Raw genomic sequence first — 23,572 nt, 5'->3', positions numbered from 1 at the left:
GAAAAAGCGCTACTTAAGTTTAAGCAACGCCATTTCCAACCAATTAAGCTATTAATTATTAAAATCTAAACTCAAACCCTAGGTTTGCACCAAATGGGTGTCCAGGTCTTAGACCAGCAGGAACTCTAGAAACTGCATAGACTTCATCTAACATATTTATAATATTCGCAGTGAGACTTAAATTTTTAGAAAAGTGATATTTAGCAGAAAAATCAATTATAAAATTTGAAGCTACCAATGCATTATTTGGAATATCTCCAGAACCTGCAAGCGTTCTAAATTCACCATTGTATCGGCCACTTAAGTTTAACTCGTATTTAAAGTGTTCTAGTGAAATAATCGCATTAAACTGATGTGTTGGAATGTATGGCAACTGATCACCCTCATTTACTTCTCCCCAAACGCCTTCATTACTTCCAAAACTATTTAAGAACTCAGTATTAGTAAATGTATATCCAAAAGATACAGGCATTTTAAACTTAGAGTTGTTTGGTAGTAACTCATAATTTAAAAGTAACTCAAGTCCACTAACAGCTACTTCACCAGCATTAAATTGATCTAAAGAACCAGTACCTCCTGTGGCCGCTAAGTCACTTCCTAATAAATTGCTATAGTCATTGTAGAAACCTACAACTTCACCTCGTAACTGACCAATTGTAAAGCGAGTACCTAATTCATAATTTATGCTTTCTTCTGGTTTCTCACCTTCTTCACTACCAGGTGGAGAAAATCCTTTATGTACGCCTCCGAATACAGCAACGTCATTTGAAAAGGCATAATTGAAACCAATACCTGGAATAAAAATGTCAACCTTATTTTCTCGAAATGCTAATTCACTTCCAGTTCTGTTTGGATCATCACTACCAAAGTTTTCACGTTGTAATACAATATTTTCATAACGCACACCAGGTGTCAAGGTTAAGTCATTGAATTTTAATTTATACATTGCATAGGTTGCAAATGCTGTTGCACTGCTAATGCGATTTCCTTGAGCTCCTCTTGGACCTAAAGACGTTCTAGACATCTCTTGGTTTATAATACTGTAACCATCTTCCCACTGAAATCGGTCTTCTTCATCATAATGATAGCGTAAGCCAATCTCTATATCATGAAATGTGTTTTCGCCATACCAGTGATAATCTAATTTTGTCTGTATACCTTTTGAATAATACACACGATTATTGGCTTTTAGTAAAAGTGCATCTGGAGCTGAATCAACATCTCCACGAACAATGGCCATGTGATCTTCAAATTGAGAAGGATTACCAACAACATCAGCAATACGTTGTTTGTCACCATTGAATACAACATCATCCAGTTTAAACCAATTACGTGAAAACTTGTTGTAATATCCATTTGTGGTGATCCTAAAATTCTTAGTGAAATCTATGGTGTGAGTTAACATCAACTGAATTTGTTCAGCTGTCATTTTATCATCTTGTGACGACGCATATCTTCTATATGGAGAGGTTTCAAAGTCTTCTTCAGTTAGTCCGATATAGGTTTCATTTGAACGTTCATCATAATAATGAAACTTTGTTTCAAAGGCTTGCTTTAATTTTGCATTCGGATTTGTATTGATTTTAAATTTAGCTGTAACTTCATTGATGTCAAAGCCGGTGTTACTATTATCTGGAAGATTTTTAAATCCGTTAGACCCAAAATTTAAATATTCGACCATATAACCAAAATTTTGCTTGCTGTCTCCAATTCTTGCTAAAATTTGTTGTGTATCAAAAGCACCGTAGCTGGCTCTAACTTCGCCTTTTAACTTATTTGGGATTTGTGCAGAAATCATATTAATGGCACCACCAGTTGTAAATGGTCCAAATTGTACTTGACTACTTCCTTTTAAAATTTCTACAGCTTGCATACGACCAACAGAAGGAAAGTAGTACGCTGCAGGTGCACTATATGGTGCAGGTGCTATGAGCACGCCATCTTCCATCAATGATATTTTTGCACTACGTTGAGGTGATGTTCCTCTTAGACTTATGTTTGGTCTCAAGCCAAAACCATCTTCTTCGTAAAAAGTGACACCAGGAATACTTCTTAAAACTCTATTAATATCTGTATAATTGAATTTTTTGAGTTCTTCTGGAGATACATAATAAGCAGAACCGGTTCTGTGTCTAGCAATGTACTTATTCCCAAAAATAGTATTTGCATTTAATATGACTTCATCAAGTTTTTGAATTGAATCTAGTTGAGATTTTGTCTGATTTTCTTGGGCTTGTAGTTTTAAGAGTGTTACTAAACCAAGCAGTGATAGGGCTAATTTTACTTTCATTTATTTAGACTGGTTAAAAATAATAATTTAATCAGTGTGCAAAATTAAAACTGAATTTCGTTTTTTCAAAGTTTATTTAGAATAAATAAAAATAAAATTTACTTATGGCTCATTATAAGACATTTATAATATCGCCTTCTATTTGAGTATATATTCATTTAACCTTTAGTTGGCATCAAGTAACTTAAAAAAGACTTATATTTGCACGCAATTATATTTTAATTGCATCATGACAGCACACGAAAACAAAATCTTAGGTGAAGGTCTTACCTACGACGACGTCCTTTTAGTTCCAGCATTTTCTCAAGTATTACCACGCGAAGTAAATATTCAGACAAAATTTACACGAAATATTACTATCAACATTCCTGTAGTTTCTGCAGCAATGGATACCGTAACCGAAAGTAAAATGGCAATTGCCATGGCACAAGAAGGCGGCATAGGCGTATTGCACAAAAATATGACGATTGAAGATCAAGCCGCAAAAGTGAGACGCGTAAAACGTGCTGAAAGCGGAATGATTATAGATCCTGTTACATTGCCGTTAACGGCTACAGTGGCTGATGCCAAACAAAATATGGCAGAGCATAGTATTGGCGGCATTCCTATTGTTGATGAAAAGGGAAAGCTGAAAGGTATTGTGACCAATCGTGATTTACGTTTTGAGCATAAAAATGATAGACCGATTATTGAGGTTATGACTTGTGAAAACCTAGTTACAGCCGCTGTTGGTACCTCTTTAAAAGATGCTGAAAAGATTTTACAACAAAATAAAATTGAAAAGTTACTCATCGTTGATGATAGTTATAAATTAGCTGGTCTAATTACATTTAGAGATATAACTAAAGTAACTCAAAAACCAAATGCTAATAAAGATACTTATGGAAGATTGCGAGTGGCTGCAGCTATTGGTGTTACAGGAGATGCGGTTGAGAGGGCAGAGGCATTAGTAAATGCAGGTGTTGATGCTGTTGTTATAGATACAGCTCATGGCCATACAAAAGGTGTGGTCTTGATATTGAAAGAAATAAAAAAGAAATTTCCACAATTAGAAGTGATTGTAGGTAACATCGCTACTGGTGAGGCTGCAAAATATTTAGTAGATGCTGGTGCTGATGCGGTTAAAGTAGGAATAGGTCCAGGTTCAATTTGTACTACGCGAGTTGTTGCTGGAGTTGGTTTTCCTCAGTTTTCTGCAGTACTTGAAGTTGCTGATGCCATTAAGGGATCTGGTGTACCCGTTATAGCAGATGGAGGAATCAGATACACTGGTGATATTCCAAAAGCAATTGCCGCAGGTGCTGACACAGTGATGTTAGGTTCCCTTTTAGCAGGAACAAAAGAAAGCCCAGGTGAAACAATTATTTATGAAGGACGTAAATTTAAGTCTTATAGAGGAATGGGCTCAGTCGAAGCAATGAAACAAGGAAGTAAAGACCGTTATTTCCAAGATGTAGAGGACGATATTAAAAAATTAGTACCAGAAGGAATTGTTGGTAGAGTGCCATACAAAGGGGAATTGTTTGAAAGTATTCATCAGTTTGTTGGTGGATTAAGAGCTGGTATGGGTTATTGTGGAGCCAAAGACATTGAAGCCTTAAAAGAATCAGGTCGTTTTGTAAAAATAACCGCTAGTGGTATTAACGAAAGCCATCCACATGATGTTACGATTACAAAGGAGGCACCAAATTATTCTAGATAGTACATTTCTAATTAAATATAAATTTCGACATAAAGCAACAGCATCAATTTGATGCTGTTTTTTTTATGGTTTATTAGAAAATCCCTTATAATTATGTTAATACCTATATTAACAAAAAAGCTTTGCTCGTATCTTTGCAAAGACCAATGAAAAAAAAGAAAATTGTTATTATAGGAGCTGGAATTGCTGGTTTAGCATCAGCTATACGTTTACAATCTCAAGGCCACCAAGTTTCCGTTTTTGAAGCAAATGACTATCCAGGTGGTAAATTAACAGCATTTAGTAGTAAAGGTTATCGTTTTGATATGGGACCTTCGTTATTTACTATGCCACAGTTCATTGAAGAATTATTTGAAGTTGCAGATAAGCCGATAGAAAACTACTTCACCTACAAAAGAAAATCTGTTGTTTGTAATTATTTTTTTGAAGACGGTACAGAATACTCCGCTTTAGCTGATATCAATCTGTTTGCTGAGCAAGCATCAAAGACATTCAATGTAGATAAGCATACTATTATTGAATATCTTGAAAGAAGTAAAAGAAAATACGATTTGACTTCAGCACTTTTTCTTGAAAAATCATTGCATAAGTTTTCAACATACCTCAGCACCGAAACTTTGAAGGCCATCATACAAGTTAATGCTCTAGATATTAATGTAGCATTAGATTCATATAACTCTAGTGTTTTTGACGATAAGCGTTTGGTGCAATTCTTTAATAGGTTCGCAACCTATAATGGATCTTCGCCTTACCAGACTCCAGGAATAATGTCGATGATTCCTCATCTAGAACAATATTATGGAACTTTTTTTCCAAAAGGCGGCATGCACTCGATTACGAAAAGTTTATTCCAACTTGCAAAAGACCTTGATGTTAAGTTTAACTTTAATAAAAAGGTTGAAGAAATAGTAACAGAAAGAAATCGAGCTAAAGGGATTAGAATTGATAATGAATTCATAGATGGTGACATCATAATTTCAAATTCTGATGTAGTACCTACTTATCGTCATTTATTAAAAAAGCATAAAGCACCAGAAAAAACATTGAAGCAACCTAGAAGTAGTTCTGCGTTGATTTTCTATTGGGGAATTAAAAAAGAATTTCCAGAATTAGACCTTCATAATATTTTCTTTTCTGAAGACTATAAAACAGAGTTTGATTTTATTTTTAATAAAAAGAAAGTATATGAGGATCCAACTGTATATATAAATATTACCTCTAAGGAAGAACCCGATGATGCGCCAAAAGGATGTGAAAATTGGTTTGTTATGATTAACGTGCCAAGTAATACAGGTCAGAACTGGGATGCAATTATTGAGGCATCTCGTTCTAATATCATCACTAAACTGAGTAGACTTTTAAAGGTGGATATAGAAAAGTTAATAGACTATGAAAGTATTTTAGATCCAAGACGTATTGAATCTAATACACAGAGTTATCAAGGTGCGTTATACGGAGCAGCCAGTAATAATAAATACGCTGCTTTTTTAAGGCATCCAAATTTTAAGCGTTCTATAAAGAATTTATATTTCTGCGGTGGTAGTGTTCATCCTGGTGGTGGTATCCCTTTATGTTTATTATCTGGTAAGATTGTTTCTGATTTAATTGAAAAACCAGCTAAATGGTAGACAAAAAATTCATTAAGTACTTCTCAATTTTCTTGATTTGGTTGTTTTCCATTTCAGGTATCACGGGTATTTTATCACCAGAATATTCGGATTGGTTCCTTAGCATGACACCATTAAATTTGCTTTTAACCTTTATCATTCTATTGTTTAACGTAGAGAAATATAATTTAAAACTACTTATAGCTGTTGCTATTCCTTTCTTTTTAGGATTTATAACAGAAGCATTAGGTGTTAATTATGGATTAATATATGGTGACTATGCTTATGGTGAAAACCTAGGTTATAAAATCATTGGTGTGCCGATTATCATTTGCGTAAACTGGGCATTGTTAACAATGGCCACAGCGGATATTGCACAATTAGTAACCAAAAACATGGTAATTGCTGCTTTAATAGGAGCAATTTTAATGACAGGTTTAGACTTTATTATAGAGGTCTCGGCACCACGATTTGACTTTTGGGAATTTGAAAATGGTAATGTCCCATTACAAAATTATATCGGTTGGCTTTGTACTGCATTTATAGCACAATTGGGTTATCAATACTATAAAATAAAAACTAACAAATTAATCTCATTACACGTATTCATTTCTATTGTTGTATTTTTTACCATGTTTTTATTCTTTTAAATGACCAAACAGGATTATATCATAATAGGAGCTGGTGCTTCGGGATTAGTATTGGCATACCGAATGTCTCAAGATCCATTTTTTGATGATAAGTCCATTTTAATTATTGATAAAGAGGATAATAAGGGTAATGATCGGACTTGGTGCTACTGGGAACAAGGAGAAGGAGAATGGGATGATTTACTTAGAAAAAAATGGCCAAAAATCTTTTTTGGAAGCAAAAAGTTTTCAAAAACGATCAATTTAGTGAGTTATAGCTACAAAATGATTAGAAGTAAAAGATTCTATGACTATTTATGGACTGCTATAAAATCAAAATCCAATTTCTCCTTTTTAAAAGAAGAGGTTATTTCAATAGATGAACTAGAGGATAAGGTGCAAGTTATTACTTCCAAAGGATCGTACGTTGGTTCTAAAGTTTTTAATAGTGTACCTGATGCAAAGATTTATCAAAATCAGGATAAATATCCTGTACTGCAACAGCATTTTGTGGGTTGGTTTATTAAAACAAAAACAAATCAGTTTGATGATAGTGTTGCAACATTCATGGACTTTAAAGTAGTACAAAATAATAATACACGATTCATGTATGTATTACCGATTGAAAAAAATGTTGCACTTTTTGAATACACCTTATTTTCTGAATCGTTACTTCAATTAGATGAATACGAAGAAGCAATAAAGGATTATCTAAATAATAAAGGTATTAAGGACTATGAAATTGTAGAAAAGGAAATGGGTTCAATACCAATGACTTCTTACGAGTTTAATAAACTAAACACAAAGCATGTACTAAATATAGGTACTGCTGGTGGTTGGACCAAAGCCAGTACTGGTTATACTTTTAGAAACACAACAAAAAAAACGAGGCAATTAGTACAATTTTTAAAATCAAATACTGACTTATCTAAGTTTCATAAAAAGACAAAATTTTGGTTTTATGATTTACTGTTTTTAGATGTACTTGCAAATAACAATGAAAAGGGATCTGAATTGTTTGCAACTTTGTTTAAAAGGGCAAAAACAAAAACAATATTTAGATTCTTGGATGAAGAAACAACGCTAGGTGAGGATTTAAAAGTTATTTCGTCAGTACCTCCAAAACATTTCTTAACTGCCTTATTTAAACGACTTTTTTAAGGGTTGTAGATTTGTCCTCGATGTGGCTTCAGCACATCTCTTATTGGTTTCATTTTTGACTCTTCTACCACTAAGTATGCGTAACTATGCATTTCGCTAGTAGTTTCAACTCCTGTAATTTGTATATCTAAATTATTAGCTTTGATATACTCCTTAAGATGAATTAAATGATGCTCTGCTGTATGCTTACTTACAGGACCTCTGAAGTCCCATATCAATTTAAGATTTCGCATTATATACAGATTTACCGTTTTCAACAAAGTTTTTAAAGTTGTTCATGAATTTTTTAGTCTGTTTTCTATATGTTCTTGGCATAAAAAACAGCATTGCATACATAGCGAAGGATGTAGGTTGAAATTCATTTTTAGAAATCCACTTTGTTTGGTCATCAGATATTCTTTCGAAGTAGTTTTGTTGAATATTATGTATTCCTCTTGTGTTATAGGTCGCATAAAATTCATACGGGAAATTACTTTTTGTAATTGTTTCAATAAGTTCCATCTTTCTATTACCAAAATCATAATTGAGCTTCATTTTAGCACCAAATTCTCCAGGAGTTCCAGATAAATGCTCTGTACTTACCAATCCTTCTTGCCAATGCAACATATTTTCTGTTGAATTCATTTTTTTTATGACTTCGGCCAAGGATTTATTAATCATAATTTCAGTGCTGTATTTCATTCATTCAACAGATTAGTTGATTAAAAGTATAAAAAATAGCCGAATTAATTACTTAAAGTCGTTATCTGGTATCAAGTAAAAGATTAAAGCTGAATATCAAGTTTATTCTGAAATTCAGGGTCTAGATAATTAAATAATATTGTTTGAAATAATGCGTTTGGTTTAAGGTAATTTATGGCATAATATTAACTTGTAAAATGTACTAATTATGTTATTTTTGCTCAACTTCAAGAATATAAAAAGTAATTGATTTTAAAATAAAAATTATATGACAACTAAGATGAAATTTTTATTCTTATTTCTATTAGCAATGCAGTTATCTCTGGCACAAGATAAGGACCAGGTGTTACTTACTGTAGATGGTGAATCCATTATGACATCAGAATTTTTGAGAGTTTATAATAAAAATTTAGATCTCGTTAAGGACGAGAGTCAAAAGGATATTGATAGTTATCTCAAGCTATTTACTGAGTATCAATTAAAACTCAAAGAAGCAAAACGATTAAAACTTAATGAGGATCCAAAATATCAAAGGGAATTTTTGAGTTATAAAAAACAACTTACTAAAAATTACCTATCCGAAAATAAAGTTACGGAGGCTTTAGTGGAAGAGGCTTATAACCGTAATTCATATGATATTAATGCTTCGCATGTGCTTGTACGTTTAGATGAATCTGCACGGGATACAACAAATGCTTATAATAAAATTTCTTCATTACGTGAGCGAGTGTTAAATGAGGGCTATGAAGCAGTAAAAGCTGATGCTCATGATGGAGCAACTATTTTTGTAGAGGACTTGGGCTATTTTTCAGCTTTTAAAATGGTTTACGATTTTGAAACGGTTGCGTATAATACACCGGTTGGTGAAGTCTCAGAACCTTTTAGAACTCAGTTTGGTTATCATGTAGTTAAGGTAAATGATAAAAGACAATCTAGAGGTACAATAACTGCAGCTCACATAATGGTAGGTCTTAATCAAAAGGATTCACTTTTAATACCAGAAGATCGTATAAATGAGATATACAAGAAATTAGCCCAAGGTGAAAACTTTGAGGCTTTAGCAAAGCAATTTTCTGATGATAAAAGTTCTGCTAAAAATGGTGGTAAATTATCTCCATTTAAAAGCGGTCAGTTGAGTTCAATAAAGTTTGAAGATGAGGCATTTGGTTTAGCTGAAGATGGTAATTATAGCGAACCTTTTAAAACAGAGTATGGGTGGCATATTGTAAAACGAATTTCCTTAGAACGGATAAAATCGTTTGAAGAATTAAAGCCAACAATAGAAGCAAGAGTAAAGCGAGATTCTCGTTCAAAATTAATAAACCAGGCAATGGTTAAAGAATTGATGGGAAGATATAGCATTACTTATAATGAAGAAGCAAAATCTTATTTTGAATCATTAATCACAAATGAATATTTTTCTCGCTCATGGAGATTACCTGTAGAGTTTAATAAGGATGAAATAATATTCACTATTAATAAGCGTGACTTTACTTACAATGAATTTGGACGTCATATGATGTCAGCCCAACGTAATTATGCGAATAAAACTAAACCAGCTTCAGAAGTGATAGAGAAAGAATTCAATTCCTTTTTTGAATCGTCAATACTAAAGTATAGAGAAGATAATTTAGAGATGGAAAACATAGAATTTGCTAATATCCTAAAAGAGTATAGGGACGGACTTCTTCTTTTCGATTTAATGGAAAAGGAAATTTGGAATAAGGCTTCAAAAGATACGCTTGGATTAGAGACTTTTTATGAAAAGAACAAAACAAAATACCAATGGCAAGAACGTGTTGACTTTATGATGGCATCTTCTGCAAGTAAAGAGATAGCTGCTAAAGTTTTGAAAATGATGAAAAGAGGAAAATCTCAAGAAGAAATTGAAAAAGCTCTAAATAAAGACAAAACACAGAATGTCATTTTCACTAAGGACGTTTACAATACTGATGATAACCGTCTTCCATTAGAATTTGATCCTAATGAAGAGTTGTCTGGCGTTTATAGTCATAATGAAGGATTTCATGTAATAAAGGTCAATGAAATACTACCAGCAGGTATAAAAACATTAAAGGAGGCAAAAGGTATGGTAATAAACGATTACCAAACTGAAATTGAAACTAACTGGGTAAATGCACTCTACGATCGATTTAGTATTGAGGTGAATGAAGAGGCATTAAACGCTGTTAAACAACTAATTAAAAAATAAATTTTATTTGAAACGCTCATTTTACATACTGATTTTGACTTGCTTATTGGTGAGTTGTGAGTTTTTCAAAAAGACAAACGAAGAAGATGCCATTGCACGTGTAAACGAAGTTTATTTATATAAGGATGATATAAGAGATTTGGTTCCAGAAGGTACTTCAGATGAAGATAGTACGTTTATTGTTAATCAGTTTATTAATAGGTGGGCTTCTCAGCTTTTATTAATGGACGGTGCCTTACTAAATTTAAATGAAACAAAACAACAGACATATACCAAACTAGTAGATCAATACAAAATCGACTTATATACTACGGCATATTTAGATGCATTGGTAAAAAAAAATATAGATACGATTGTAGGTCTTGAGGAAGCGGAGGTTTTCTATGAGGCCAATAAGGAATCTTTTAAGCTAAATGATGATATACTTCAATTTAGATATGTAAGTCTGCAGCTGAACCCGATTAATTTAGATACTATAACAAAAAGATTCAAGCGGTTTAATAATGACGATAAGCGTTATTTAGATTCTATTTCAGTACAATTTAAAGCATACTCATTAAATGACTCCTTATGGGTTAAATATTCACAGGTGGCAGAGAAAGTTCCAGTTGTTAATTCTCAAAATAAAAACCAACTGTTAAAAAAATCTAATTTTATACAACTCAAAGATTCAATAAACCTATATTTGATGCAGGTGAATGATGTGAAAATTCAAAATGATTATGCACCACTCGATTACGTTAATAGTTCTATTGAACAGATCGTCATAAATAAGAGAAAGCTAGAGCTTATTAAGCAACTTGAAAAAGATATTACAAAAGATGCCATTAAAAATAAACAGTTTGAAATTTATCAATAAAGCACTATTACTAGTCTGCTTTTTTTGTTTCAATTTTAGTTTCACTCAAGAAATAATTGAGGATGAAAAACCAAAGGTTGAAAAAGATACAATAGTTAATAAAACTCGTCTTAAAGCAGATGGTGTTGCGGCTGTCGTTGGGGAATTCATTGTATTAGAATCTGATTTAGATAGAGAGATTGCACAACTGGAAGCTCAAGGTGCAGATTTGGAAGGTGTTACAAGATGTGAACTCTTCGGTAGTCTTTTAGAAAGTAAGTTATATGCTCACCAAGCGATTCAAGATAGTATTATAGTAAATGAACTTTATATACAGTCACTTGTTGATCAGCAGATTGAAGGTATTTTAGCTCAAACTAATGGTGATATGAATGGACTTCTTAATTTTTACAAAAAAGATTCAGAAGAAGCATTGCGCGAGGAGATGTATGAGATCAATAAAAATGCATACTTGGCCAAAGAAATGCAAGATAAAGTGATACGCGATATTGAGATAACACCTGAAGAGGTAAGAACATTTTTTAATGATATCCCAGAAGAAGAGATCCCAACATTTGGGACTGAATTAAAGCTGGCCCAAATTGTTATTATTCCTGAAGTGACAGAAGATGCAAAGAAAACTGTCATTGATAAACTAAAAGAGTTTAAAAGAGATGTAGAAGAAAACGGAGCAAGCTTTACAACTAAAGCATTGTTTTATTCTGAAGATAGTGGATCTAAAAATAATGGTGGGTTATTGCCAACAATGAATAGAAAACGTCCTAGAATGGTAAAAGAATTTAGGGATGTCGCATTTAACCTTCAAGAAGGTGAAATTTCTGAACCATTTGAGACCGATTTTGGTTTTCATATTATTTATTTAGAGAAAGTAAGAGGGCAAGAATATGAAGTAAGACATATATTATTGAGACCAGAACTAACTCAAGATGCGGTTCAAAAGGCGAAGGACGAAATAGAAACTGTTAGAGAAAAAATTGTAAGCGGTCTTATTACATTTGCTGATGCGGCTAGAGAGTTTAGTGATGAAAAAGAGACCAAGTTTGAAGGTGGCCAATTGACCAATCCAACGACACAAGATTTTAATTTTGAGCTTACCAGAATGGAGCCAGAATTATACTCCCAGGTACAAGACTTAAAAGATGGTAAAATTAGCCCTGTTATACAAGATGAAGATAGAGTAAACAGAATTAAGTTTAAGATTATGACCGTTACTGATAGAATTGACGATCATAAGGCAGATTTTGCTAGAGACTATCTAAAAATTAAACAACTTGCACTTCAAGATAAACAAGTTAAGGCTATAGAAGTATGGCAAAAAGAGACTATACAAGATACTTATATTAAAGTAAATGGCGAGTATAGAAATTGCGACTATCAGAGTAACTGGTTAAAAAATTAGGAATATGTCTGATGTTGCATTAATTGAGAATTTTGTAAAAAAGTATGGCGAACTTAAAAAAGAGATTGCCAAGGTAATTATTGGACAGGAAGATGTAGTAGACCAAATTCTTATATCTATTTTTTCTGGTGGTCACTCATTACTTATTGGAGTTCCGGGATTAGCAAAGACCTTAATGGTAAATACAATTGCTCAGGCATTAGGATTGGATTTTAAACGAATACAATTCACACCAGACTTAATGCCAAGCGATATTCTTGGTAGTGAAATTTTAGATGAGAACAGGCATTTTAAATTTATTAAAGGACCAATTTTCGCTAATATTATATTGGCCGATGAAATAAATAGAACACCTCCTAAGACACAGGCGGCTTTGCTAGAAGCAATGCAAGAACGTGTTGTTACTGTTGCTGGTCATAGATATCAATTGAATTTACCATATTTTGTGTTGGCTACTCAGAATCCTATTGAGCAAGAAGGGACTTATCCATTACCAGAAGCGCAGTTAGATCGTTTTATGTTTGCTATTAACTTGCAGTATCCTTCATTTAAGGAAGAAGTAGAAGTTGTTAAAACAACTACAACAGATATACAGCAAACCGTTAATTCTCTTTTTACGGCTCAAGAGATTATGGAATTTCAGCAAGTAATAAGACGAATCCCGGTTGCTGATAACGTAATTGAGTATGCTGTTTCTTTAGTCTCAAAGACAAGACCAAATACTGATACTGCCGCATCAATAGTAAATGAATTTGTTGATTGGGGAGCAGGACCAAGAGCTTCACAGAATCTAATTTTAGCAGCTAAAACTCATGCTGCTACAACAGGAAAGCTTTCGCCAGATATAGAAAATGTTCAATCTGTAGCAACAGGAATATTAAGACATCGTATTATTAAAAATTATAAAGCTGAAGCTGAAGGAATAACTGACGAAAAAATCATCGAAAACCTGTTTTAATTTTCTCAGAAAGGTGCTAAATAATTCTCATTTTAAACACCGCAAATAATTCATACTTATTCTAAATAAATAATTTTGTTAAATTATTGAATTAATAGCATTTTAATTATTAATAATTTAAAATATTACCATTTATCATACTGATTTATGAATTTATTTTAATAAAAAAGCAAATTCATTACATATTTTTAAATACATATTATAATTCGTAAATTTGTGCCACTAATAATTAATTATCAACCTTTAATTTTATTTTATGGCTTTTGATATAGACATGATAAAAAAGGTTTACGCTAATATGACAGAGCGTGTAGACACAGCTAGATCTATAGTAGGTAAACCATTAACGCTTTCAGAAAAAATATTATATTCACATCTATGGGATGGCAATCCTAACAAGGCCTTTTCTCGAGGTAAAGATTATGTGGATTTTGCGCCAGACCGTGTGGCATGTCAAGATGCAACTGCACAGATGGCTTTATTGCAATTTATGCAGGCTGGTAAAGCTAAGGTTGCAGTTCCTACAACTGTACATTGTGATCACTTAATTCAAGCTAAAAGCGGTGCTGAAATTGATTTGAAGCATGCTAATAGTACAAGTAGTGAGGTATTTAACTTTTTAGAGTCTGTATCAAATAAATATGGAATTGGTTTCTGGAAACCTGGTGCTGGTATAATTCATCAAGTAGTTTTAGAAAATTATGCTTTTCCAGGAGGAATGATGATAGGTACAGATTCTCACACTGTTAACGCGGGTGGTTTAGGAATGGTTGCTATTGGAGTTGGTGGTGCTGATGCTGTAGATGTAATGGCAGGTATGGCTTGGGAATTGAAGTTTCCAAAACTTATAGGTGTTAGATTAACAGGTAAGCTTTCAGGTTGGACAGCTCCTAAAGATGTAATTCTTAAAGTTGCTGAAATTTTGACTGTAAAAGGTGGTACTGGAGCCATTGTAGAATATTTTGGTGCTGGCGCGACATCTATGTCTTGTACAGGCAAAGGAACGATTTGTAATATGGGTGCTGAGATAGGTGCCACGACTTCTACATTTGGCTATGATGACTCAATGGAGCGTTACTTGCGTGCAACTGATAGAGAAGATGTAGCTGATGAAGCAAATAAAATAAAGGATTACTTAACTGCAGATGCTGAGGTTTATGCAAATCCAGAACAGTACTTTGATCAAGTTATAGATATCAATCTTTCAGAATTAGGCCCTCTATTAAATGGTCCTTTTACACCAGATTTATCTACAGAAGTTGGTAGTGATATGACTAAAAAGGCTAAAGCAAATGATTGGCCAATTCAAGTAGAATGGGGACTTATTGGTTCTTGTACAAATTCATCGTATGAGGATTTGTCTAGAGCGTCTTCCATAGCACAACAAGCGTTAGATAAAGGTTTAAAAATGAAGGCGGAATTAGGAATCAATCCTGGTTCTGAGCAAGTACGTTACACTGCAGAACGCGATGGGATTTTAGGGATATTCGAAAATTTAAATGCTAAAATATTTACTAATGCTTGTGGTCCATGTATTGGTCAATGGGCACGTTATAGCGATCCAAAAAATGCACCAAAAAACAGTATAGTACATTCATTTAATAGAAACTTTGCAAAGCGTGCAGATGGTAATCCAAATACGCATGCATTTGTTGCATCGCCAGAATTAACTGCTGCTATTGCAGTTGCAGGTCGCTTAGATTTTAATCCGCTTGAGGATAAGCTGATTAATGAAAACGGTGAGGAAGTAATGTTTGATGAACCAACAGGGTGGGAATTACCACCTAAAGGTTTTGATGTTAAGGATAATGGATATTTAGAGCCTGTAACTGATGGAAGTGGAGTAGAAGTTTCCGTTAATCCAACATCTGAACGTTTGCAATTATTAGAACCATTTACACCTCTTGGAAATTCGATTACGGGTGCTAAATTATTAATAAAAGCATTCGGAAAATGTACAACAGACCATATATCTATGGCTGGTCCTTGGCTAAGATTTAGAGGGCACTTAGATAACATTGCTAATAATACTTTAATAGGTGCTGTAAATGCATTTGGAAAGAAAACAAACTTTGTTAAAAATCAATTGACAGGTGAGTATGGAGGAGTTCCAGATACAGCAAGAGCCTATAAAGCAGCAGGAATTAAATCTTTAGTAATAGGCGATCATAACTACGGAGAAGGGTCTTCAAGAGAGCATGCGGCAATGCAACCACGACATTTAGGAGTTGCTGCTGTTATAGTTAAATCATTTGCTCGTATACATGAAACAAATCTTAAAAAACAAGGTATGTTAGGTTTAACATTTGCAAATGAGTCTGACTATGATTTAATTCAAGAAGATGATACATTTAATTTCTTGGATTTAAATGAATTTGCACCAGAAAAGCAATTACATTTAGAAATTGTTCACGCAGACGGTAGCAAAGATGTTATTGCGTTAAATCATACTTATAATGAGGCTCAAATAGAATGGTATGAAGAAGGATCTGCTTTAAATTTAATAAAAAAGCAAAACGCTTAATACATACTATTTATTAGTAGAATAGATAAAAACTCTCAGTTATGCTGGGAGTTTTTTTTGCTTCATTGTAAGGAATCAAAATATTAGACGACACTTAACATCATAACTATAAATTTTATAGATATGAACTCAATTTGGATTTTTGAAGATGTAAACTTATTTAACTTATTGTGCCCTCATAAATTCAAAGAGTATAAGGCGTGCCATGATTTTGATTCTTATAATAAAGGTGATTACATCTATTTTGTAGAAGATTCAGCCAATAAGATTTTCCTGATCGAAAAAGGTAAGGTGAAGATTGGTTATTATAATGAAGATGGTACTGAAGTCGTAAAAGCCATATTAAAAAAAGGGGAACTTTTTGGAGAAAGAGCAATTTTAGGTCAGCAAAAACGTCATGAATTCGCACAATCTATTGATGCTAACACTTCAATTTGCCCTGTTGGAGTAGATACAATGCATGAGCTAATGCGATCTAATAAATCATTTAGTTTTAAAATATATAAGTTTATTGGTTTTAAGTTTATGAAACTTGAAAGAAGACTTCAACTTCTTTTATTCAAGGATTCTAAAACTAGACTCAGAGAATTTCTAGACGAATTGTGTTCTGATTATGGTTATGACTGTAATCAGACAGGAGATCACATAATTAATCATCCTTATACTCAAAAGGACATAGCTTCTTTAATTGGTATTTCTAGACCTACTTTGAATATTTTAATGAATGAACTTAAAGAGGAACGCGTAATTGATTTCAATAGAAAACAGATTAGAATTTATAAAACTTCTGCTTAATTTTGAAGCATGAAGAATAAACTAATAACCAAACAAAATATATTAGTTGTTATAGTAATTGCATTGTTACTCATTCCACAAACCAGGCAACCAATACAAATAGTTTTACATAAGGGGTTAAGTTTTGTAAATCAATCAACAATTATTGATAAGGAAGAACGAAAAAATATCTCATATGAAAATTGGCAATTAATTTCAGACAATGGTCACCATCTTAATTTAACCGATTTAAAGGGGAAAGTTATTTTCATAAATTTTTGGGCCACATGGTGTCCACCATGTATTGTTGAAATGAAGAGTTTAGATCAACTTTATAATGAGTTTAATGATTCTGTAGTTTTTCTCTATATTACAAATGATGATTTGGAAACTGTTCAGAAATTTATGGATAAAAACAATTATTCCTTCAGGGTGTATAATCCAATTAATAAAATCCCAGATGAACTGGTTGCGAAGTCTATTCCGAGAACATTTATAATTAATAAAAAAGGAGAAATAGCTGTGGATGAAAAAGGGGCAATAAATTGGTATAGTGATAAAGTAAAAGAACAACTAAATCACTTACTCACAGAATAAATATTATTTGAAATACTTTTTTGGTACTATAAGCATTCCGAAGTTTTCACCTCGTTCTTTACCAAGATGCTTATGATGAATTTTATGTGCCCTTCTAACACCTCTAGCGTATTTATTGTCTATATTTCTCAACCACTTAAAGCGTTGGTGTATAAAAATATCGTGTACTATAAAATAGGCCAATCCATATGCCATTATACCAATGCCAATTGGCAAACAAAACCATATATTTTTTTCGCCCCATAAATAAAAGCAGAGCATACTAACTACTGCATAAAATATAAAGAAGGCATCATTTCGCTCAAACCAGCTACCATGATCTTTATGATGGTGATCTTTGTGTAAACTCCACAAAAAACCATGCATAATATACTTATGAGTAAACCAGGCATTAAACTCCATAATAAAAAATGTACCTAGAAAGATCAGTATCCAAAATACAACTTGCATAAGAAAAAGTTTAAAGCAAATTTAATTGATATTTCACATAACTACGAGTTAGCAATTCAATCTTTTTATAATTAGGAACTCTAATTCTTGTAGACTTAATTTCTAAAGCTGGAGTCTTTTTAAGTTTTTGAAGTAGTTTGTTGTAATACCTGTAAGCCATAAACACACCAAATCTTGCTTCTAGAGGTAAACGTTTTATGCCTTGTAAGCCTCTTGCAAAATCACTTTCAATATCATTTATGATAGCTTGCTTAGATTGCTCATCTAGTTGGTTTAAATCGGTATTTGGAAAATATGTTCGGCTTAAATCTTCAAAATCTGCTTTAAGGTCTCTTAAGAAGTTTACTTTTTGAAAGGCGGATCCCAAGCTCATTGCAGAATCTTTTAAGCTATTGTATTTCTCATTATCTCCTTTAACAAAAACCTTTAAGCACATTAAACCAACCACATCTGCTGATCCATAAATGTAATCTCGATATTCTTGTTCTGTTAGGTAGTCCTTTTTATGGAGGTCTAGTTCCATACTGTGCATAAATGCATCCACTAAATGTTTGTCAATATTGTATTTGTGATAGGTCTCTTGAAATGAGTTTAAAATTGGATTAAGGCTTATTTTGTCTATTAAAGCATTTTCTAATTCTTTAGAAAAACGTTTAAATAATTTTTCCTTATCGTAATCATGAAATGTATCTACAATTTCGTCAGCAAAACGCACAAATCCATAAATATTATAGATGTCTTGCCTAATACTGTCAGATAACATTTTCGTAGCCATTGAGAAAGAAGTACTGTAGGCGTTGGTCACCATTTTACTACATTCCTTGGATACATTGTCAAAAATTGATTTCATGATATTCGTTTGTGCTTATTAAGTTATAAAATCCTTTTTGAATATTGGATTATTTTTCGTTTTTATTTATTAATTCTGCCACTAGCTTACCTGATATAAGTGATGGCGGAACTCCTGGTCCAGGTACTGTTAATTGTCCTGTAAAGTACAGACTTTCAACTTTTTTGCTCTTTAATTTTGGCCTTAAAAATGCGGTTTGCATTAATGTATTTGCCATGCCGTATGCATTGCCCTTATATGAGTTGTATTCGCTTACAAAATCATTAACACAGAATGATTCTTTAAAGAGAATGTTGTTCTGAACCTTTTGGTTTGTTAGATTTTCAAAACGATTTATTATGATATCGAAATACTGCTCTCTCAATTCACGTGTGTCTTCTAACCCAGGTGCTATTGGGATTAAGAAAAAACCAGTTTCGCATCCATCAGGTGCCATACTTTCATCTGTAACAGATGGGAAGTTAACATAAAACAAAGGATTTTCTGGCCATTGAGGGTCATCATAAATGTTCTCGGCGTGTGTTTCAAAATTAGTATCAAAGAATAGATTATGATGCTCTATCTCTTTAATCTTTTTATCAAAACCAACATAGAATAGAAGGGAAGAGGGTGCAAATGTGCGCTTTTCCCAATACGACTCGCTATACTGTCTGTATTTCTTATCTAATAATGTTTCTGAATGGTGATAATCAGCACCACTTAATACTAGATCCGATACAATGGTTTCTCCGTTAACAACAATATTGGATGCTTTACCATTTTCAACATTTATTTTTCCCACATTACAATCTGTGTTTATTGTAACGCCTAAGCTTTCGGCAAGTGCCTTCATTGCCTTAATAATTTCGTACATGCCACCTTTAGGGTGCCAGGTGCCAAGACCAAAATCTGCAAAATTCATAAAACTATAAAAAGAAGGAGTTTGGTTTGGCTTTGCTCCTAAAAACAATACAGGAAATTCTAATGTTGATACTAGTTTAGGATTTTTGAAATTTTTACGAACTTCAGAACTTATAGTTTTAAAAAATCGATCTACACGAGTAACAGTTTCTTTGGTAACTAATTCAAAAGGGGATAAACCTGGTTTTAGAACCACTTTATTTATAGCAATATCATAATTTTCTTGTGCCTGGGAAATGAACTTTCTCAAAGGTTTAGAACTGCCGGTTTCGATACGTTCAAATTCCTCACAGATTTGATCCATATGGTCACCAATTGTAATAACCTCATCAGAAAAGAAAATTTTATAGGCAGGACTAAGTTTGTCAAGTTGATAATAGTCGCTGGTTGATTTGCCAAAATCATTAAAAAATTTTTCAAAAATATCAGGCATCCAATACCAACTTGGACCAATATCAAAAGTAAATCCATCTTTTACTAGTTGTCTAGCTCTGCCACCAACAGTCCCATTTTTCTCGTAAATAGAAACCTTATGGCCAGCTTTTGCCAGATAGCAAGAGGCAGATAGTGCTGAAAATCCAGAACCAATTATGGATACAGTTTTACTCATTTAAATATCCTACAAATTATCAATTAAAGATTGAATGCTTTTAAATGCTGTAACGCCTTTAGGAAGTTTATCCAAATCTAAGGCGTTAAGCATATGACCTAAAATCCAAAGTTTTGTATTGCTTCCATTATTAATGAGAAGATTATCAAAGTCTTTTATATATTGATCTATATCTGCTTTCTCTGGTTTCACCGTGAAATATGAGATATAAATTATTTCATCATAATAATTCTGAAGATCAGCTAAGCTATCCATAGGCACACTGAATCCAAGGAATATAGATTGGTAACCTCTATTTACCAATTCATGGTTTATAAACATTAATCCAAGCTCATGTATTTCGTTTTCAGGTAGATACAGGACAAATGCTTTTTTAGAAGTATTAATTTGTTTAGACTGTACCTTCTCTGTGTTTATCAATATTTTTTGTCTTATAAGCGACGTTAGGAAATGCTCATGTGCTGGAGATATAGTATCGGTTTGCCACAACAGTCCTATCTCGGTTAATAATGGAATATAAACTTCATAGAAAATTTCATCAAATGCTTTATTCTTTAAAATTGATTCATAAGTATTATAAAAAAGAGTTTGATCAAAATTTAGCATAGATAGTTTAAAAGAGTTTATAGCATGACTTTCCAGATTACTTTGAGATGCAATCTCTCTCACTATTAGAGGAATCTTGTGTTCTTCTATGGTTGCAATTTTGGATATTTTATAGCCATTATTGTTAAGATAACTCACATTTAGTAGCTTTTGAAAACTCGCTAAATCATAATATCTAATGTTTGTTTCGGTTCGTTTGGGTTTAAGAAGATTGTAACGCTTTTCCCAAATCCTAATAGTATGCGCCTTGATACCAGTAAGATTTTCCAAATCCTTAATACTAAATCTATTCTTAATGTTGTTCATTTTTTATACAAAATGTTTAAACAAAAATACACTATATACCAATACTTCGAATGAGAATTAACAAAAATTAAGTAAAAAAATGATGATTGCTCTAAGAAATAGAGGTTTATTATGCACTATTTGTAAAATTATAATGTAGAAATTATAAAAGTGCGCACGAGAAGACTCGAACTTCCACGACCTAAAACGGTCACTGGCCCCTCAAGCCAGCGCGTCTACCAATTCCGCCACGTGCGCAGGTATATTAAGTAAATATAAAAAAAAAGTTAAGCTTTTAGCTTAACTTATGTGACCGGGCTGGGGCTCGAACCCAGGACCCTCTCCTTAAAAGGGAGATGCTCTACCAACTGAGCTACCCGGTCATTAATTTTTCTCTAACGAGGGTGCAAATATAAAATGATTAATTAATAAAACAATACATTTTTAACTTTAATTTTTGTTTTTTTGTTGTGTTATTTTCTATCAGATTAAAAATCAATTTGTAAGCATAATGATTATAGTTTTAATGGGTTATATGGGTTCTGGGAAGTCTACATTAGGCAAGCAATTGGCTAAGGTATTAGACTACGATTTTATAGACTTAGATGACTATATTATTGAGCAAGAGAAAAAGTCTATAGCTAGTATTTTCAGTGATAATGGTGAAATATATTTTCGTAAAATAGAATCTCAATATTTAAAAGATATTTTATCTATTAAAGAGGATATAATATTAGCCTTAGGTGGTGGTACACCTTGCTATGCTAACAATTTGAATTTAATTACTACCTCTGACAAGGTAATTTCTATTTACCTGAAATTATCAATTCCATTTCTGTGTAATAGGTTGTTTGAAGAAAAAGAAAGTAGACCGTTAATAAGTCATTTAAAAACGTTAGAGAAACTTCAAGAATTTGTTGGAAAGCACTTATTTGAAAGAGTTCAATTTTATTCTATGGCTCATCATACTATTGAAGCTGATAAAAAATCAATGAAGGACGTTTTGGAAGCTGTACTTCTCAAATTAATCTAGGTACGCTTCGTATGGTTTTTTATTTAAATTAACATGTACATGTTCAAATAATGAAGTGGACAGTGAAATGCCTTTAAAATCTGCTTTAACAGGAAATTTTTTATGATTTCTATTCACTAAAACTGCAGTTTTAAATTGCTTTAGCGGAACATCTAAAAAATGTTTAATACCATAAATTAAAGTACTTCCAGAATTTAATACATCATCAATCAATACAATTGATTTATTAGTATAATCTTCCGCAGGTATTGATGTAAGAATTGGTTTTAAAGGATTGCTTTTGTCTATAGTCACTTTGCACAGCAAGGACTTAATCTCAGAAATTTTATCCAATTGTGTTTTAATTTTTCTTGCTAATAAATATCCATTACTTTCAACCCCAGCGATTATGAGTTCAGATTCATTAGCGTTACTTTCATAGATCTGATAAGCAATTCTTTTAATTTTATGCTCAATTTCCTTGTGACTTAGTATGGTATTTTTGGTTAACGCCATTTCCTTTTTTTTCAAAGATAAAAAAGAGTTCTTTACCCTGTCTTTCTTTTATAGAATTTATTGAGGGTTTGAGAATATTGATATTAAATTGACTACCGAATAGTTTTATGTACTCATTTGTATTACCACCAAATGGTGGTCCTGAATCGGTTAGCTCAAAATTAAAAAGTAGACCCACTATTTTGCCATTTGGATTTAATAAGTCAGAAATGGTATCAGCATATGATTTTCTTAAATTAGGACTAAGGGCGCAGAAAAATGTTTGTTCAATAATTAAGTCGTAAGAACCTTTGTGATTAAAAAAATTGCCATGGATTAACTGATTATTTGGAAACTTTGGTATCCTCTTTTTTAGATTTTCAAGTGGTTGTTTGGCAATATCTAGGACATTAATATTTTTAAAACCATTTTGCCAGAAGTATTCTGCTTCATAACTATTGCCAGCACCTGGAATTAGTATTTTGATAGATTTATCCTTTATTTGATCAACATATGTTTTTATAGGAGTTGAGATGTAGCCAATATTCCAACCAGTTTGCTTTTCTTTATATCTATTCTCCCAATATTCTTTGTCTAGATTATTCATCCTCATAAAAATCATCAATATCTCGCCTGTCTTTCTTCGTTGGGCGTCCAGTTCCTTTCTTTCGATAGTAATCCTTGCTGTATTTCAGCAACTCTTTAGCTTCAAATGCTTCTTTTGGTGTAATATCAGTTCTATATATATCAACTAATTTTGCACCAACGCGACTTGATGGTAAATCATTTACAATTAACTGGTAATTGACCTGATCTTTTCGCAGTTCAATTTTGTCGGTAGCATAAACTTCCCTAGAAGGTTTTACTGTTGCGCCATTAACTTTCACATGTCCTTTTTTACAGGCTTGTGTTGCGATACTACGAGTTTTGTAATATCTAACAGACCATAAAAATTTATCAATACGCATACA

22 protein-coding genes and 2 tRNA genes are annotated in these 23,572 nt (G+C 32.6%); 12 read left to right on the top strand and 12 right to left on the bottom strand.

What is annotated here, in order from left to right; translation table 11 throughout:
- Positions 1 to 58: 58 nt before the first annotated feature.
- Positions 59 to 2,290 carry a TonB-dependent receptor family protein gene (locus tag ACFWV9_RS06200; RefSeq protein ID WP_411894375.1) on the bottom strand — a complete coding sequence of 744 codons (2,232 nt, stop codon included), beginning with the start codon at positions 2,288 to 2,290 and terminating at the stop codon, positions 59 to 61.
- A 229-nt stretch (positions 2,291 to 2,519) separates the two neighbouring features.
- Between ACFWV9_RS06200 and guaB the strand changes: the two genes are divergently transcribed.
- The 4 genes from guaB to ACFWV9_RS06180 all read left to right on the top strand — a co-directional run bounded on the left by guaB (position 2,520) and on the right by ACFWV9_RS06180 (position 7,389).
- Entirely contained in the window at positions 2,520 to 3,992 is a 1,473-nt protein-coding gene (gene guaB / locus ACFWV9_RS06195; protein ID WP_411894374.1) for an IMP dehydrogenase, read from the top strand.
- A gap of 146 nt (positions 3,993 to 4,138) precedes the next feature.
- Positions 4,139 to 5,620, top strand: coding sequence for a 1-hydroxycarotenoid 3,4-desaturase CrtD (gene crtD, locus ACFWV9_RS06190; RefSeq protein ID WP_411894373.1), 1,482 nt, complete (start codon positions 4,139 to 4,141; stop codon positions 5,618 to 5,620).
- Complete coding sequence (locus tag ACFWV9_RS06185) at positions 5,614 to 6,249, top strand: carotenoid biosynthesis protein (RefSeq protein WP_411894372.1); 636 nt, start codon at positions 5,614 to 5,616, stop codon at positions 6,247 to 6,249. The genes crtD and ACFWV9_RS06185 overlap by 7 nt, the downstream gene beginning before the upstream one ends.
- Entirely contained in the window at positions 6,250 to 7,389 is a 1,140-nt protein-coding gene (locus tag ACFWV9_RS06180; protein ID WP_411894371.1) for a lycopene cyclase family protein, read from the top strand.
- On the opposite strand, the gene ACFWV9_RS06175 is transcribed toward ACFWV9_RS06180, so the two are convergent.
- Both ACFWV9_RS06175 and ACFWV9_RS06170 read right to left on the bottom strand, forming a co-directional pair.
- Positions 7,386 to 7,622, bottom strand: coding sequence for a hypothetical protein (locus ACFWV9_RS06175; RefSeq protein ID WP_411894370.1), 237 nt, complete (start codon positions 7,620 to 7,622; stop codon positions 7,386 to 7,388). The two genes, ACFWV9_RS06180 and ACFWV9_RS06175, sit on opposite strands and share 4 nt — an antisense overlap.
- Complete coding sequence (locus ACFWV9_RS06170; RefSeq protein ID WP_411894369.1) at positions 7,609 to 8,070, bottom strand: SRPBCC family protein; 462 nt, start codon at positions 8,068 to 8,070, stop codon at positions 7,609 to 7,611. The genes ACFWV9_RS06175 and ACFWV9_RS06170 overlap by 14 nt, the downstream gene beginning before the upstream one ends.
- A gap of 280 nt (positions 8,071 to 8,350) precedes the next feature.
- Here ACFWV9_RS06170 and ACFWV9_RS06165 point away from each other — a divergent pair, with 280 nt between their 5' ends.
- The 7 genes from ACFWV9_RS06165 (at position 8,351) to ACFWV9_RS06135 (ending at position 17,393) form a co-directional block, all read left to right on the top strand.
- The gene (locus tag ACFWV9_RS06165; RefSeq protein ID WP_411894368.1) at positions 8,351 to 10,282 is read left to right on the top strand and encodes a peptidylprolyl isomerase; all 1,932 of its coding nucleotides are present in this window, start codon (positions 8,351 to 8,353) and stop codon (positions 10,280 to 10,282) included.
- Positions 10,283 to 10,289: 7 nt separating this feature from the next.
- The gene (locus ACFWV9_RS06160; RefSeq protein WP_411894367.1) at positions 10,290 to 11,141 is read left to right on the top strand and encodes a peptidyl-prolyl cis-trans isomerase; all 852 of its coding nucleotides are present in this window, start codon (positions 10,290 to 10,292) and stop codon (positions 11,139 to 11,141) included.
- Complete coding sequence (locus tag ACFWV9_RS06155; protein WP_411894366.1) at positions 11,125 to 12,540, top strand: peptidylprolyl isomerase; 1,416 nt, start codon at positions 11,125 to 11,127, stop codon at positions 12,538 to 12,540. Before ACFWV9_RS06160 ends, ACFWV9_RS06155 begins: the two co-directional genes overlap by 17 nt.
- A gap of 4 nt (positions 12,541 to 12,544) precedes the next feature.
- Positions 12,545 to 13,498 (top strand): AAA family ATPase, encoded by a 954-nt coding sequence (locus tag ACFWV9_RS06150; protein WP_411894365.1) that lies wholly within the window; start codon positions 12,545 to 12,547, stop codon positions 13,496 to 13,498.
- A 256-nt stretch (positions 13,499 to 13,754) separates the two neighbouring features.
- The gene (locus tag ACFWV9_RS06145; protein ID WP_411894364.1) at positions 13,755 to 16,022 is read left to right on the top strand and encodes an aconitate hydratase; all 2,268 of its coding nucleotides are present in this window, start codon (positions 13,755 to 13,757) and stop codon (positions 16,020 to 16,022) included.
- A gap of 123 nt (positions 16,023 to 16,145) precedes the next feature.
- A complete protein-coding gene (locus ACFWV9_RS06140; RefSeq protein ID WP_411894363.1) occupies positions 16,146 to 16,817 on the top strand; it encodes a Crp/Fnr family transcriptional regulator in 672 nt (223 codons plus the stop codon).
- Between the two features lie 9 nt (positions 16,818 to 16,826).
- Positions 16,827 to 17,393 (top strand): TlpA family protein disulfide reductase, encoded by a 567-nt coding sequence (locus tag ACFWV9_RS06135; RefSeq protein ID WP_411894362.1) that lies wholly within the window; start codon positions 16,827 to 16,829, stop codon positions 17,391 to 17,393.
- Between the two features lie 3 nt (positions 17,394 to 17,396).
- On the opposite strand, the gene ACFWV9_RS06130 is transcribed toward ACFWV9_RS06135, so the two are convergent.
- From ACFWV9_RS06130 to ACFWV9_RS06105, 6 genes are all read right to left on the bottom strand, one after another.
- Complete coding sequence (locus tag ACFWV9_RS06130) at positions 17,397 to 17,843, bottom strand: beta-carotene hydroxylase (RefSeq protein ID WP_411894361.1); 447 nt, start codon at positions 17,841 to 17,843, stop codon at positions 17,397 to 17,399.
- Positions 17,844 to 17,853: 10 nt separating this feature from the next.
- A complete protein-coding gene (locus ACFWV9_RS06125; RefSeq protein WP_411894360.1) occupies positions 17,854 to 18,693 on the bottom strand; it encodes a phytoene/squalene synthase family protein in 840 nt (279 codons plus the stop codon).
- 49 nt (positions 18,694 to 18,742) lie between these two features.
- Positions 18,743 to 20,203, bottom strand: coding sequence for a phytoene desaturase family protein (locus ACFWV9_RS06120; protein WP_411894359.1), 1,461 nt, complete (start codon positions 20,201 to 20,203; stop codon positions 18,743 to 18,745).
- Positions 20,204 to 20,212: 9 nt separating this feature from the next.
- On the bottom strand, positions 20,213 to 21,115 hold the full coding sequence (locus ACFWV9_RS06115; RefSeq protein ID WP_411894358.1) for a MerR family transcriptional regulator: 903 nt from the start codon (positions 21,113 to 21,115) through the stop codon (positions 20,213 to 20,215).
- A gap of 151 nt (positions 21,116 to 21,266) precedes the next feature.
- A tRNA-Leu gene (locus ACFWV9_RS06110) sits at positions 21,267 to 21,352 on the bottom strand.
- A 52-nt stretch (positions 21,353 to 21,404) separates the two neighbouring features.
- Positions 21,405 to 21,477, bottom strand: a tRNA-Lys gene (locus ACFWV9_RS06105).
- A 128-nt stretch (positions 21,478 to 21,605) separates the two neighbouring features.
- Between ACFWV9_RS06105 and ACFWV9_RS06100 the strand changes: the two genes are divergently transcribed.
- Positions 21,606 to 22,127, top strand: coding sequence for a shikimate kinase (locus ACFWV9_RS06100; RefSeq protein WP_411894357.1), 522 nt, complete (start codon positions 21,606 to 21,608; stop codon positions 22,125 to 22,127).
- Here ACFWV9_RS06100 and ACFWV9_RS06095 read toward each other — a convergent pair.
- Genes ACFWV9_RS06095 through ACFWV9_RS06085 form a run of 3 tightly spaced genes read right to left on the bottom strand, consistent with a single transcriptional unit; the run spans position 22,119 to position 23,569 of the window.
- Positions 22,119 to 22,622 carry a phosphoribosyltransferase family protein gene (locus tag ACFWV9_RS06095; protein ID WP_411894356.1) on the bottom strand — a complete coding sequence of 168 codons (504 nt, stop codon included), beginning with the start codon at positions 22,620 to 22,622 and terminating at the stop codon, positions 22,119 to 22,121. The two genes, ACFWV9_RS06100 and ACFWV9_RS06095, sit on opposite strands and share 9 nt — an antisense overlap.
- Complete coding sequence (locus ACFWV9_RS06090) at positions 22,579 to 23,208, bottom strand: methyltransferase domain-containing protein (RefSeq protein ID WP_411894355.1); 630 nt, start codon at positions 23,206 to 23,208, stop codon at positions 22,579 to 22,581. Before ACFWV9_RS06090 ends, ACFWV9_RS06095 begins: the two co-directional genes overlap by 44 nt.
- Positions 23,201 to 23,569 carry an RNA-binding S4 domain-containing protein gene (locus ACFWV9_RS06085; protein WP_411894354.1) on the bottom strand — a complete coding sequence of 123 codons (369 nt, stop codon included), beginning with the start codon at positions 23,567 to 23,569 and terminating at the stop codon, positions 23,201 to 23,203. The genes ACFWV9_RS06090 and ACFWV9_RS06085 overlap by 8 nt, the downstream gene beginning before the upstream one ends.
- Positions 23,570 to 23,572: the final 3 nt, after the last annotated feature.

Source organism: Winogradskyella sp. A2 (assembly GCF_046762865.1).
Lineage (GTDB): Bacteria > Bacteroidota > Bacteroidia > Flavobacteriales > Flavobacteriaceae > Winogradskyella.
Note: the sequence above shows the minus strand (reverse complement) of the source record. Positions and strands in the feature narration are given on the sequence as shown.